The organism is Butyrivibrio sp. INlla18 (genome assembly GCF_900103635.1).
Classification (GTDB): domain Bacteria; phylum Bacillota; class Clostridia; order Lachnospirales; family Lachnospiraceae; genus Butyrivibrio.
In genome coordinates, this window is sequence record NZ_FMXK01000004.1 from 81499 (window position 1) to 95534 (window position 14036).

Genomic DNA, 14036 nt, shown 5'->3' on the forward strand with positions numbered 1-14036 from the left:
CTAACGCCTCCTAGTTTTCTATTTTATGTAGTTATAATATCACTTTCGTGATATACAGTCAATCATAATTAATTCTATCATTAGCAATTGCTTGGTGTGCTACCTATACACATTCTTTGCATAAATATCTTTCTCCAAGTGTAATAGAATAAAGTATACAACTAGGTGTAATGTCATTTTTGCATATTTATGTTATCATATCTAATTGATAAATATATTTGGAGAAAAAAGAAATGATACAACTGCAGAACGTATGCAAAAGATTTAATGATACGGAAGTTCTAAAAGGTATCACCATGGATATTCAGGATGGTGAGATATTTGGAATTATTGGACAGAGTGGAGCGGGTAAGTCTACTCTTCTTAGATGCATTAATGGTCTGGAATCCTATGACAGCGGCAAGATCATTGTTAATGGACAGATGGTTAACATCCGAGACAAATTCTTACTCAGACAGCTTCAAAAGAGGATGGGAATGATCTTCCAGGGCTTCAATCTTTTGGAGAGACTTGATGTGTATCAGAACGTTGCTCTTCCAATGAAGTTTTGGGGAATTGACACACATTCTCCTGCTGCAAAAGAAAAGATTGAATACTTGATACGTATGGTAGGCCTTGAGGACAAGATGCATGCCAAGCCTCGCCAGCTCTCAGGTGGTCAAAAGCAGAGAGTTGCTATTGCCAGAGCCTTAGTACTTGACCCTGAGTTCCTTCTTTGCGACGAAGCAACCAGCGCTCTTGATCCTGAGATCACCAAGGAGATCTTAGCTCTTTTGCAAAAGATCAATCGCGAACTTGGAATCACTATCATCGTGGTTACTCACCAGATGGAGGTTGTTAAGCAGATCTGTCAGAAGGTTGCATTCCTTAGTAATGGTAAGATGCTTGCTGTTGGTAAGCCAGAACAGCTCTTTGTATGGCCAAAGGAAATGGAGATCCGTGACTTCCTTAGAGAAGAGAGTAACAAGCTTCCAACTACTGGAATCAATCTTAAGCTCTTTTTCTTTGGAGAGGGCAATCAGCGTCCTATCGTAACACAGATGGCTCAGGAGCTTCATACAGACTTCAATATCTGCTGGGCTAAGCTTGAGGACTTTAGAGAGGACGTTTACGGTAGCCTTGTTCTTAACATGGATGAAAAAGATCTGGCAAGAGCTTGCGAGTTCCTTGATAGCAAGAATGTAACCTGGGAGGTAATCAAATAATGTCTGGAATTTTAACATCATCCGGCATGAGCGCCGTTATTATGACTGCATTTAAGCAGACTCTTTATATGGTATTTTGGTCAACACTTTTTTCAGTTGTCCTTGGCTTTATACCTGCGATCATACTGACACTTACGGCTCCTGACGGACTTAAACCAAATAAATTTGTTTATGAGATACTTAGCTTTATCATCAACGTTTTTAGAAGCTTCCCATTCATCATTCTTTTGGTAATCCTTATTCCATTTACTAGAATGGTTGTTGGTAAATCAATCGGAACAACAGCTTCTATCGTTCCCCTTACAGTATCTGCTATTCCTTTTATTGCAAGAGTATTTGAGACCAGCCTTCGCGAGACCAATCCTGGAGTTATTGAGGCCGCTAGATCTTTTGGAGCATCTAACTTCCAGATTCTCATGAGAGTTTATGTTAAGGAATCTATTCCAAGAATGTTAAATGGCGTTGTTCTCCTTATCATCTCTCTTATCGGTTATTCAGCTATGGCAGGAACTGTTGGCGGCGGCGGTATCGGTGATATTGCTATCCGTTACGGATATCAGCAGTACAAGACAGAATACCTTGTTGTATGTTCCTTGATACTTATTGCTTTTGTTCAGCTGATCCAGTCAATTGGAAATTTGATGTACAAGAAAATGTCTTAAATATACAAACAAAAATGGGACCTTGCGGTCCCATTTTTATTGGCAAATAAACATTCCATATTCTTTAGGAAGATCAACTGCCTCATCTTCTATATGCTCTTTTAATATCTCACGAATTTTTTCCACAGGCAGATCACAGATTGCCTTGAAGGAAGCAAGGCTTCGAAGGTACTCAACAAGATCTTCTACATCTGTTACATGAAGTGAATCCTCATAAAAAACAGTCTTTACATCTGCGAAGGATTTGCCCAGTACAGCGCCTCCGTTCTGCATAGTAAAGTTGTGATTTGGCTTAAACTCTTCTCCGCCAAGCTCGAACCACTCAGCAAGAAGCTCTGAAAAGTTGTTCTCTCCAAGTGTAGCGCAGTAGAACACTCCACCTGGCTTTAACACTCTTCTAACCTCTCTTATGCCTCTATCAATGTCTGGAACGTGGTAGAGCATTGAATTTGCGATCACCACGTCAAAGCTGTTTTCTTCAAAAGGTAAATACTGAATATCTGCCTGAATATATTCGATATTATCTCTTTCTCCAAGGTTATTCCTTGCTGTCTCAAGCATTCCCTCAGAAAAATCTGTAAGAACAAGCTTGCCACATCTGGATACCATATCCTCATGGTCTTCCCAAAGGCCTCCTGTGCCGCACCCAAGCTCAAGTACTTTCATACCTCTTTTGATATTGTAATTTGAAATTATCCAGTTACTATAACCCTGCTTATTTGTTGAATATTTATTATGAAACCCAATACGGATATCAAGTCCCTTTGATGTGGCGTACTGCTTTTTTACTGCTTCTGTATCATTTGAACTTCCAAAATGCATTATAATGTCTCCCCTATCGTAGTCGTTTTTTATTCTTCCTGTAAATACCTTTTTACTTCAAAAAGGTCTGTGCAGATCTCTTCAGATAGATTCTTCATTTCCTCATTTTCAGGAAGTAGATCAGGCACCATTATTGGCTTAAGGCCTCCTCTACTTGCTGCCCTGATTCCATTATATGAATCCTCTATGGCATAGGCTCTTGCTGGCGACACGCCTGTTTTAACACAAGCCAGTAAAAAGATATCTGGCTCCGGCTTACTCTTTATGACCATATCACCAGTAATGATCTCGTCAAAAAATGAAAGTAGCTCTGCGTCGCGAAGCTGATTTACAACGGTCTGTCTCCTTGTAGAAGATGCAAGTGCTATCTTCTTACCATTCATCTTTAAAAAGACAAGTAGCTGTAAAACTCCCGTTTTAATAGGAAGCTTTCCGCCATCGTATCTTTCATGATACATCTGCGATGCTTCCCCAGCGTATTTATCATACGGAAAATCTTCACCGTAGGCTTCTAGCATTATCTCTTTGGTCTTGGCTGCATTGGTTCCGCAGCAGGCAAGATATGGCTCTTCTATGTTCTTTATGCCATACTTCTGTGCAAGTTCCAGCCAGCAGTCCATGGTTGCTTTTTCTGAGTCAAAGATAACACCATCCATGTCAAAAACAACTGCATCAAAATCTTTCATAACATCTCCCCATAAAGTTTGTGCCTTATCTTGCTGTCATAACAAATTCTTGAAGCTCTAATTCTTTTCCTGAATATGTGGTCGTTCTTTGGAAACGATGCTTACTATCTCTGCTGTTGCACCATTTCTAACTGGACTACAGTTGATAACCAAGGCTTTCACGGGCTCTCCTCCTATGAATACTTGTACATTCTAACACGTTAGCAGAATGAAGGGTGTAAAACAAGGTGTTTTTTCGCATTTTTGTTGAAAAAATAGACCTATATCTAAGATACAGGTCTATTTAGTAATTTCATTTATGTTAGTCAACAAATTTTTTGAGTTCTGAATGTGCAAGTGGTATTGCCAGTGCAAAGGCGCATACATCTGCGCAGGACTGAGCCATCTCAACTCCTGTTAATCCAAGGATCATTGGCAGGATCAAGATCATAGGAATGAAAAATATTCCGTTTCTTGATGAAGCCATGATCGAAGCCTTAATCCCCTTACCTATTGATTGAAGCATCATGTTACTGATAACGATAACTCCTGAAAGAGGTAGTGTCACTGACTGGAATCTAAGGGCTGCTACACCTACCTTTATGGCATCAGGATTTTTTGAAAATACTGATATGATATCCGGTGCAAAAGAAAAACATGTAGTGCCGATAAGTATCAAGAATACGGTTGAGTACTTTACGCAGAATATAAATCCCTCTTTTACCCTCTTAGTAAGGCCTGCTCCGTAGTTGAAAGAGCAAACTGGCTGATAGCCCTGGCCAAAGCCGATAAGAGCTGAAGCCATCATGATCATAACTCTTGAAGCCACTGACATACCTGCAATTGCTGCATCTGCGCCAAGAGCTCCTGCTGTTCTATTGAGGATCAGCGTGGATATTGCAGCCATTCCCTGTCTGAAAAGAGATGGTGCTCCGCCGTTTACGATTTCTAAGAGATAGTGCTTGTTTAGATGCACATTACCTATGCTAAGCTTGATATTTTCACCTTTGCTGGTTCCGATCAAAAGAACTATGAAACTTGTGCACTGTCCCATTACCGTAGCAATAGCAGCACCCCTGACCTCCATGTGGAATCCAAGGATAAGAAGTGGATCTAAGACCATGTTCATAACTGCGCCGCACATAAGACCTACCATGGCATATACGGCGCTTCCCTGGAACCTGAGCTGATTGTTGATAACAAACTGAGCCATCATAAATGGTGCACCAAACAGAATGATCCTCATGTAGTCCTGAGTAAACTTCATAGTAGAGTCGGTTGCACCAAGAAAACGTGCTATAGGTTCAACATAGATATTACCTACGATTGCAAAGATAACTCCAAGGATCAGTGCAAGAGCAAAGCCTGTTGAAGCCATTTCGTTTGCTTCTTTGTGGTTGCCTGCTCCAAGCATTCTTGATAAGTAGTTGCCAGATCCATGTCCGCAAAAAAAGCCTGTAGCCTGAATGAGCGCCATAACAGTAAATACAAGTCCAACTGAAGCAGTAGCTGCAGTGTTAATAGCTGAGTCGCTTGAAACCCTTGCTACGAAGAAAGTATCTGCTGTGTTATAGATTGCCGTTACCATCATGCTTATGATCGTCGGAACTGAAAGCGACAAAATAAGCTTTGGTATTGGTGTTGTTGTTAAATATTCTCGTCTGTTTTGTACTGCCATTATTACATCCTAACCTTTTTATTTCTCACAAGTTATGAATTATACACTTATGAGTTAAGCTCTTCAAATTTAGCTTTCATAGTAGGATTATTCTTGGTAAGTTTCTTGACACTTACATCCTCTACCTTGCTATTAGCAATTCTAAGCTGATTGTCGCTTCCAAGGAGCTCTTTTTTTACCTTTTCAAGGTGCTGGATCGTCTTGTCTATCTCATCAATGGCATTGTCGAAATGCTTATGAGCAATATCATAGTTACGGCTAAAGTCATCCTTAAATTTCATAAGGCTGTCTTCAAAGTTTGAAATATCGATATCCTGATTCTTGACCGTAGCAAGCTCCTGCTTGTACATAAGAGCATTCATTGCTGCATTTCTAAGAAGTGTGATCATTGGAATAAAGCACTGTGGCCTTACAACGTACATCTTGTCATACTTGTAGGAAACATCAACAATTCCTGCATTGTAGAGTTCACTGTCACTCTCAAGCATAGAAACCAAAACTGCGTATTCACAGTTCTTTTCCTTTCTATCCTTATCAAGCTCCTTGAAGAAGTCCTCATTCTTGTGCTTGGTGGCCGTTTCATCCATCTCATTCTTCATCTCAAACATGATGGAAATGATCTCAACACCGTTCTCGTCACACTCTCTGTAGATATAATCGCCCTTACTACCTGTTCTTGCATCATTGTCCTTCTCAAAATAGGCATTTTTAAAGGCTGTAGCTCTGAGCTGATTGAACTGAATCTCGCAGTGCTGCTCTAAGGTTTCGCCCACCATCTTAGTAGACATCTTGGTCTTGAGGTCCTTATAGAACTCAACCTCTTTTTCCTTCTGCTCTAAGAGAACCTTGCCCTTTTCCTTTTCCTGCAAAAGTGCAGATTCAAGCTCTCTGTTCTTTTCATTAAAGGAACTCTCGAGGGCATGCTTCTCATCTTCGACTTTCTTGACTGCTTCTAGGACTGCGAGCTTTTGCTTGTCATCTACAGCGCTAAGCTCATGTTGAAGCTTGCTTTTTTCTTCTTCACTCTTTCTGAGCTTGTCCTTTATTTCTTCTAATTCCTCAGCATGTTCATGAGTTAATTTCTCTATCTTTTCAAATTGAGAAGTTTTTATTTTTTCGATTTCAGAAATTAGTTCTTCTTTAGTTTTTGCAGACTGAATAGCCTGTTCTTCCTTTAATCTTGAAATTTCTTTTGTTAACTCTTCTTTTTCTTTTTCATACTGCTGCTTAGTTTTGAGCGTAATCTTATCTTCCTGAGCAGCAAGCTCTATTTCGTGCTCTTTTTGAAGGTGCTTCTCAAGCTCCGACGTACGCTCCCTTAAGTCCTTCTCAAATTCTTTATCTCTAATCTGCTTAACTATTGAGCTAAGCTCTGTATCATCAACTGTAAATGCCTGTCCGCAGTGTGGACATTTGAGTTCTGCCATAGCCTCTACCTCTCTGTAATCTTTCACGGTTATTGTAAACTACACAAGCAAGTTAATTATACCATGAGCTCGTCGCCATGCGCTCCTTTTGTTATGTGCCGAGTTTATTATTTCTATGTTAGCCTTATATTTCTTCTTGACGTTTTTAGGCTAAAGTCTTTTCTTTATTTCATGCTATGATTTTGCAATTGTTTAGCCAAATCTTGTAATCTATATCTTTTAGGCTAATAAAAATATCTCTATTACCTGCTACTCTGTATCTATATTTAGCCTGTTTGGGGCCATTACTACCAATTAGGCTAAATATATTCATACAATTCTCTTTCTTACTTAGCTATTTCATTAGCCTATTTCATTGTAATTTTCTTACTAGGCTAAGATTCCTCACAGAAATATAGTGTCTCACCCTCAAAAATCCTCGTCCAAAGGCAAATATGATTTGACAGCATATCATTAGCCTAATATAATGACTTCTGTTCATGCTCTAATTTTGCAAAAGTGTGTTCCGCTTCTAGGAATTCAACACACACTATTTCACATTATTGAATGAGAGGAAATATGATAATAGATGAATTAAAGGCTGAGTATGCCTGTTTACAAGAATTAAGTAAAAAAATGGAGAATGATATTAATACTGCTCCTCCCGGAAAATTACGTATTACACGTACCACTTCTTCGCCAGTATATTACCATAGAAAAACAAGCTCTGACGTATCCGGAGAATATATCAAATCCTCGGAAAGAGGTATCGCGAGGCAACTAGCTCAAAAGGATTATGCTAAAAAATCTAAATTGCTAGTCGAAAGAAGATTGAAATATCTTCAAGAATTGATAAGCGACTATGAAAACAATAACATGATGAGTATATTAACCAATTGTAACCCAGCAAGGCAAAAGCTCATCTCTCCATACATAATTAGCAACGAAGAATATGCTAAACAATGGTTAGAAGAACCATTCATTCCTAACTCTAGTTACCCAGAACATCTCATCTTCGAAACAGCTAATGGCGAACTAGTCCGATCAAAATCTGAAGTAATAATTGCTGACACATTATTACGTCTTGGAATCCCGTATAAATACGAAGCCCCTTTTCATTATTCCAAATTCAGTACTCTTTATCCTGATTTCACTGCGCTCAACGTCATAACTAGAAAAGTCGTATACATTGAGCACTTTGGACTCATGCACTCTGAAGGCTATAGAGATAGCTTCTTTGATAAATTGAGAAAATACTATAGAGCTGGTCTCGTACAGGGAAGAGATCTTATATTCACATATGAGGATGATAGAAACCCTTTTGATATTTCAATTTATAAAAAGAACTTTGAAGATCTATTACTGAAAGGATAATCTCAATAGCGGACTATAGCTTGCTATTATCAACCAATTAGCCCAATCTCTTATTATTGCTTGTTTCGGCTAAACATTTCAGAGGCATCAAGTAGTTACACTTGATTTTCCATAGCCTAAAAGATGAATTGTTCCTAGTCTAGGCTAAAGACCTCCTTCTAAACGAGAAAACTTGAGAAAAATTCTTTAGCCTAATTCCAATTTGCCCCTCACTTTAGGCTAAAATCATCGTCCACATCTCATCAACAAGCCAGCCTCCGGCGGAAAAATTTTAGCCGAAGCCAAGCAAAAAGCTTAGTTTCGGCTAAAACAACATCATTTTCATTAAAAGAACAAGGCAAGCAATATTATCAATAACATGCTCACTGCTTAAACATTGGCATCAGCTGAAGCTTGTGAAGATTGATCTTGTGGAGTCTGTCGATCTTCTGTTTGATAGCCTCATCTTCGCAGACACCAGTGTAGATATATTTATCAAGCATATCGTAGGTAAAGCCAAGCTTGTCTTCATCTGACATTCCGCTAAGGCCATCAGATGGAGTCTTGTGGATGAGCTCATTTGGAAGGCCAAGAGCGTCACCGATCATGCGCATCTCAGTTACGGTAAAGTCTGAGCAAGGGCTGAAATCTCCTGCTGCATCGCCGTACTTGGTTGAATAACCAACATAGTCCTCTGACTTGTTGCAAGTATTGGCTACGCGGCCGCCATTTGGAAGTGACTGGGCAACGCCATAAAGTGTAGCCATTCTCATTCTAGGTGGTGTGTTGATGATTGCATCCTTGCCAAGCTCTACGCCTGCTGCCTTCATCATCTCACGGTAGCCATCCATAGCAGGCTTGATGTTTACAACATGATACTTAATTCCAAGAAGCTCTGCTACTTTCTTTGAATCATCGATATCCTTCTGCTCTCCATCTGGCATCAAGACTCCTACAACTCTGTCTTTGCCAAGAGCCTTTACCAAAAGAGTTGCTACAATAGTAGAATCTTTACCACCAGAAAGGCCTATAACTGCGCTGGCTGTAGGACCATTATTGTCAAACCACTCCTTGATCCAAGCTGTGATCTCTTCAATCTTTTTTTCTGCATTAAAATCCTTAAGCTGTTCTATCATGACCATTTCTCCCTTCAAGCCTAATCGTACCAGTTATTATCTGTTGTCGTGCTCCATTCTCCAGTCGATACATCTCTGAAGATAATCTACATAATCAGGGTTCTTGCACATTCCCTTGCCCTTAACATCAGAGATCTTAGCAACGTCCTGTCCGTTACATCTTGTGGTCTTCATTACAATGTTGAGCGCTGGTGCATCTGTGTCATTAGAAATATAAGTTCCAATTCCAAAGCCGACCTTCGCTCTGCCATTAAAGTGTCTAAAAAGCTTGTCTGCCCTTTCGAAATCAAGGCTATCGCTAAAGAGAAGTGTCTTAGTCTTTGGATCGATTCCAAGCTTCTCATAGTGTGCGATCATCTTCTCGCCCCATTCGATTGGATCTCCAGAGTCATGACGAACACCGCTAAAGAGTGTTGCATATGTAAGCTGGAAGTCCTTAAGGAAGCAATCTGTTGTAATTGTATCTGTAAGAGCTGTTCCGTTGAGGACACCATACTCTTTTACCCAGGCATCAAGAGCGTACCAGTTTGAATATGCTGGATTGTGCTTGTGGTTACCCTGACCTGTGCACATGATCCACTCGTGAGCCATGGTTCCAACTGGAGTTACATTATATTTCTTAGCAAGGAATACGTTTGATGTTCCAAGGAAAGTAGAAGAAGTAAGCTTTGCCTCTGCAAGAGTCTTAACTGCAAGCTCCTGAGCCTCTGCTGATAATCTTCTTCTAAGACCAAATTCACTAAAGACAGAAAGGTAAATGCTGCCATTTTCAACCTTCTCAACCTTTTCAGCTAGTCTCTTCTTGAAGCTCTCAAAGAGTTCGTCGTAGTTGTACTTCATTCTAAAATATACTTCATTTACGATTGCAAGAGTTGGAATCTCATACATTGAAGTGTTGAGCCATGTTCCCTTAGTCTCAATGCTAAGTCCACACTCTGCGTCTGTTCCGATATAAAAATCCTCGTATCTTGGCTGCCAGAGTCTAAGGAAATCAACGTAAGAACCTTTGATCCATATTACATTCTCAAGATATTCAAGCTCTTCCTCTGTAAATCTAAGGTTACAGAAAGCCTTGATCTGATTCTTGATCTCTTCTACCATCTCCTCAGTAAAGTGCACGTCAGTGTTTCTGCACTTAAAAGACCAGGTTGTCTTGTAATCACTGAACTGATGATAGATTGCCTGTCCCATTGAAAATTTGTAAGCGTCCTGTTCAAGTAATGATGTAATTATCTGATTCATACCTCTTCTCCTTTTAAAAGCTCTTTTTGTAATATTTTCTAAAGCTTGGTGCCATCTGATCCATGTACTCTTCCCCATTTTCACGGATCATGGTGCCGCTTATTGGCCTAACCCTCTCACATTTTCTAACCTTTATATTCTGATGAGTATTTGTTAAAAGATCTGTGTAATCCCCTTCAGATGTATAAAAAACTATTTCGTCTTTCGCTGATATCAGCTCTTTTTGAAAAAGCATCAAGAGCATTCTATCTACCCAATAATTCCAGATCTGTTGCTGGTCCCAATGTTCTTTGATCTTGGGTTCTGTATCTGGAAGAATTGCTGTGAAGACCTTTTCTTCATCAGCAAATTGCTCATTAGCTAGTTCAAGCCTCTTTTCAAGAGGATACATTGGATAACCTCTGTCGCCTTCATGTCCGCAGCAGACAACTACTACCTTATCCATCTCGGTCTTGGCTATATCCACCACATCCAGATGTCCCAAATGCATTGGTGCAAAGGTTCCAAAAACAATTCCAACTTTCATGTGATCACCTTCTCTTAGGCTACCTGTACCTGGCAGCTCTTCATTGTAGCAAGTGCAGCGTTGTGAGCATCTACTGTGACTCCGGCGCAGCAGCTAGAATCAACTGCTACAGGAACTTCTCCGCAGAATGCTTTGATGAGAAGTGCATTACTTACTACGCAAATATCTGTGCAAACTCCGATGAGCTCTACGCTGATGTCGCCGCCTGCTTTACCTGCAAGCTCTTTTACATACTCAGCAAGCTCAACGCTTCCGAATGTTTGCTTATCAAATATCTTGCCTGTTGCAAACTCCTGAAGTTCAGGAATGATCTGCCATCCATCAGTTCCTTTGATGCAATGTTCAACTGGAAGGTTGCGACCTTCCTGAGTGTCCATGTAATTCTCCCCATGTGTATCTCTTGTGAAAAGAACTGTGCCATCAAATTCTTTTACCTTTTTGACTACGTTTGGCACGATTGCCTGTGCTTCCTTGCTTCCAAGTGCCCCTGTTACGAAGTCCTTCTGCATGTCTATCACTATTAAGATCTTATCCATAACTTCTCTCCTCCTATATAAGCATATGTATCTGCAGGTCGTCCCCTTCCTACAGAAGTAGAACCGGTTTTACTAATAAGCCCATACTCAATGTATGTGTTCATCTGATACTTAGTGAAGTTGCCTCTATTAACCTCTTTTCCGATGATTGCCTGATATATTTCCCTTAGGATAGCTGCTGTAAAGCACTTCTGATCCTTTAAAAACTTGAAAAGAATGTCTGTGTACTGAGTCTTGCCTCTAAGTCTGTCGATTGCTATATGAAGCATCTCATCATGATCAAAGCCTAAGCTGTTACTGATAAAGCTTGCATTTGAACTATCCCCCACCTTGAGGAGCTTTTCATAACCCACATTTGAACTTGCTATGGTGAACCACTCCATCCATGGCACCTTCACCATATTCATATCTGGAATGATGCCTATATATGCGATGGAGATAACCCTCTCTCTTGGGTCTCTTGTAATATCAGTAAATGTCTGAAGCTGCTCAGTATATATATTTCCTTCAAGTCCAAGCCTGTCAGCAAGGAGCCTCTCTACCGCTCCCTCTGCCGATTCATCCTCATGAATAAAGGTACCAGGCATTGCGTACATGTCCTTGAATGGCTCTTCATCTCTCTTAGTAAGACAAATAGCAAGCTTTCCATCTATTATCGAAAATAACAGCAGATCCACTGTCACATATGGATGTTTGTAATCTGCAAGTGCCATGTATACTCCTTTCTAGATAGTATTCACATATTAGTAGTTTATCCTATCTTTGGTTTTTCTTGTTTTTTAGCTTTTTAATTTGTTTCCACTTTATATTTATTATTATAATCATGGCATTTCGTATGTCAATATAATTTGTTTCATTTTTATATTTATTATTCACCTGCTTTTTCGAATGTCGTCACTTGAAGCGCTCGTATTCACGCGCTTCCCATTACCATATCAATGAGGGAATTGCCTAAACTATATGCAATTACAAGTTTAGGCTAAAGATTATCGTTCCCTGTTTGCCATGATAATTTCCAACTTTAGCCGAAGGCCCGGAAATTTTCCATTTTCGGTTAAACTTTTCTCATACTATCTTTCCTTGACGCCACTGTCATATTTGTAATCTATAGCCTAATTTACATACATTGCATGTTTTCGGCTAAATATTTTATTTCTCTCACTTATTGATACCAGGAAAACTTTACCCTAATCAGACGAATTTGCTATGTTTTGGCAAATCAAAAAGATAATTAGAAAAGGAAACAAAAAATAGCCAGAATGAATTAAACAACAGCAAGAAAAAAGTCAGATACAGTTTATGTTCCTAGCAACATAAATCGTATCTGACTTCAAAATTCTCAATTAAAAACTTCAAAAAATATCGGAGCGAAAAATAGCAGTTATATCACCAAACTACACTAGCAATTTACTATCGCCTTCTTTGGGCACTTCTCTACGCAGGTGCCGCAGTGTGTACACTTCTCCTGGTCAATTGATGCAACGTTGTTTTCAACTGTGATCGCACCAGCTGGACAGTTCTTTTCACAGATGTGACAAGCAATGCATCCAACTTTGCAGTACTGGTTAACAAGCTTACCCATATCCTGTGACTTGCAGGCAACTGACTCTTCTGCAGTATAAGGAATAAGGTCGATCAAATGTCTAGGACAAATGTCGATACACTTGCCGCAGGCCTTACAATTGTCTTTGTCTACTACTGCTACGCCATTTACAACGTGAATAGCGTCAAACTGGCAAACAGATACGCAAGAACCACCGCCAAGACATCCATAGGAGCAAGTCTTTGAACCGCCGCCAGGAGCCTGTGTCTGGAGTCTACAATCAGATACACCAGTGTACTCGTACTGCTGAGTAGCGTTCTCGCAGTCACCGTGGCAATGTACAAATGCCACCTGGCGAACTGCTTCGCCAGCTTCTACTCCCATAATTGCAGAGATTGTTGCTGCTACAGGAGCTCCGCCAACAGGGCACTGATTAACGGATGCCTCTCCTTTTGCAATCGCTGCTGCACAACCAGAACATCCAGGATATCCACAGCCACCGCAGTTATTGCCAGGAAGAGCTTCTAAAATAGCTGCTTCTTTTTCATCAACATCAACATGTAGCTTCATGTCTGCCAGTCCCAGGATCAAGCCAATTACAATTCCCACACCGGCGACAACTACTGTTGCAATGATAATTCCATAGGTCATAGTCATCTATCTCCTTTTTGCTTTATTTCAAAGCTGAGAATCCAGTAAAGGCAATAGCCATAAGACCTGATGTCAAAAGAACCAGTGGCATTCCCTTAAATGGTGCAGGGATGTCATTGTATTCCATCTTCTCACGAAGGCCTGCCAAAATTACGATAGCTATTGTAAATCCTACTGCAGTAGCAAAACCGCAGATCGTACTCTCAAGAATTGAGTATCCATCAGTTACGTTGTTAAGCGCTACACCAAGAACTGCGCAGTTTGTTGTGATAAGTGGAAGATATACACCAAGAGCTCTGTAAAGAGATACGATGTATTTCTTGAGGATCATCTCAACGAACTGTACCAGCATGGCAATTACCAGAATGAATACAATTGTCTGAAGATATGATAGATCAAGTGGATTCAAAATAAACTTATAAATGATGCTACATACAAGTGAAGCAAGTGTGATAACGAATACGCAGGCTCCACCCATTCCAATGGCTGTGTCTGTCTTCTTGGATACACCAAGGAAAGGACAAAGGCCAAGGAACTGACTAAGTACTACGTTGTTTACAAGTGAGGCCGAAATCATAAGTCCCACCAGATTAAGTATTGTTGCTCCCATG

The 14036-nt window shown here is 40.1% G+C and carries 14 protein-coding genes; 3 read left to right on the top strand and 11 right to left on the bottom strand.

The window, feature by feature from the left end:
* Positions 1–233: 233 nt before the first annotated feature.
* A complete protein-coding gene (locus BLS24_RS01755; RefSeq protein ID WP_091755572.1) occupies positions 234–1205 on the top strand; it encodes a methionine ABC transporter ATP-binding protein in 972 nt (323 codons plus the stop codon).
* The gene (locus BLS24_RS01760) at positions 1205–1867 is read left to right on the top strand and encodes a methionine ABC transporter permease (RefSeq protein ID WP_330388158.1); all 663 of its coding nucleotides are present in this window, start codon (positions 1205–1207) and stop codon (positions 1865–1867) included. The genes BLS24_RS01755 and BLS24_RS01760 overlap by 1 nt, the downstream gene beginning before the upstream one ends.
* A 36-nt stretch (positions 1868–1903) precedes the next feature.
* Here the strand turns inward: BLS24_RS01760 and BLS24_RS01765 are convergent, their stop codons facing one another.
* The 4 genes from BLS24_RS01765 to BLS24_RS01780 all read right to left on the bottom strand — a co-directional run bounded on the left by BLS24_RS01765 (position 1904) and on the right by BLS24_RS01780 (position 6459).
* Entirely contained in the window at positions 1904–2689 is a 786-nt protein-coding gene (locus tag BLS24_RS01765) for a class I SAM-dependent methyltransferase (RefSeq protein WP_091755574.1), read from the bottom strand.
* Between the two features lie 29 nt (positions 2690–2718).
* Positions 2719–3375: an HAD family hydrolase gene (locus tag BLS24_RS01770; protein WP_091755576.1), complete on the bottom strand. Its 657-nt coding sequence runs from the start codon at positions 3373–3375 to the stop codon at positions 2719–2721.
* Between the two features lie 301 nt (positions 3376–3676).
* Positions 3677–5032, bottom strand: coding sequence for an MATE family efflux transporter (locus BLS24_RS01775; RefSeq protein ID WP_091755578.1), 1356 nt, complete (start codon positions 5030–5032; stop codon positions 3677–3679).
* A 47-nt stretch (positions 5033–5079) separates the two neighbouring features.
* Positions 5080–6459 carry a DUF2130 domain-containing protein gene (locus BLS24_RS01780; protein WP_091755581.1) on the bottom strand — a complete coding sequence of 460 codons (1380 nt, stop codon included), beginning with the start codon at positions 6457–6459 and terminating at the stop codon, positions 5080–5082.
* Positions 6460–7017: 558 nt separating this feature from the next.
* On the opposite strand from BLS24_RS01780, the gene BLS24_RS01785 reads away from it, so the two are divergent.
* Positions 7018–7812 carry a PDDEXK family nuclease gene (locus tag BLS24_RS01785; protein WP_091755583.1) on the top strand — a complete coding sequence of 265 codons (795 nt, stop codon included), beginning with the start codon at positions 7018–7020 and terminating at the stop codon, positions 7810–7812.
* A 362-nt stretch (positions 7813–8174) separates the two neighbouring features.
* On the opposite strand, the gene nadE is transcribed toward BLS24_RS01785, so the two are convergent.
* The 7 genes from nadE to rsxA form a co-directional block, all read right to left on the bottom strand.
* Positions 8175–8927, bottom strand: coding sequence for an NAD(+) synthase (gene nadE, locus BLS24_RS01790; protein ID WP_091755585.1), 753 nt, complete (start codon positions 8925–8927; stop codon positions 8175–8177).
* A gap of 36 nt (positions 8928–8963) precedes the next feature.
* A complete protein-coding gene (pncB, locus tag BLS24_RS01795) occupies positions 8964–10169 on the bottom strand; it encodes a nicotinate phosphoribosyltransferase (RefSeq protein WP_091755587.1) in 1206 nt (401 codons plus the stop codon).
* A 13-nt stretch (positions 10170–10182) separates the two neighbouring features.
* Entirely contained in the window at positions 10183–10695 is a 513-nt protein-coding gene (locus BLS24_RS01800) for an adenylyltransferase/cytidyltransferase family protein (RefSeq protein ID WP_091755589.1), read from the bottom strand.
* Positions 10696–10709: 14 nt separating this feature from the next.
* Positions 10710–11231 carry a cysteine hydrolase family protein gene (locus BLS24_RS01805; RefSeq protein WP_091755591.1) on the bottom strand — a complete coding sequence of 174 codons (522 nt, stop codon included), beginning with the start codon at positions 11229–11231 and terminating at the stop codon, positions 10710–10712.
* Complete coding sequence (locus BLS24_RS01810) at positions 11216–11944, bottom strand: NUDIX hydrolase (RefSeq protein WP_091755593.1); 729 nt, start codon at positions 11942–11944, stop codon at positions 11216–11218. Before BLS24_RS01810 ends, BLS24_RS01805 begins: the two co-directional genes overlap by 16 nt.
* Before the next feature lie 686 nt (positions 11945–12630).
* Positions 12631–13425 (bottom strand): RnfABCDGE type electron transport complex subunit B, encoded by a 795-nt coding sequence (locus tag BLS24_RS01815; protein ID WP_330388159.1) that lies wholly within the window; start codon positions 13423–13425, stop codon positions 12631–12633.
* Between the two features lie 22 nt (positions 13426–13447).
* Complete coding sequence (gene rsxA / locus BLS24_RS01820) at positions 13448–14035, bottom strand: electron transport complex subunit RsxA (RefSeq protein ID WP_071177011.1); 588 nt, start codon at positions 14033–14035, stop codon at positions 13448–13450.
* Position 14036 lies beyond the last annotated feature (1 nt).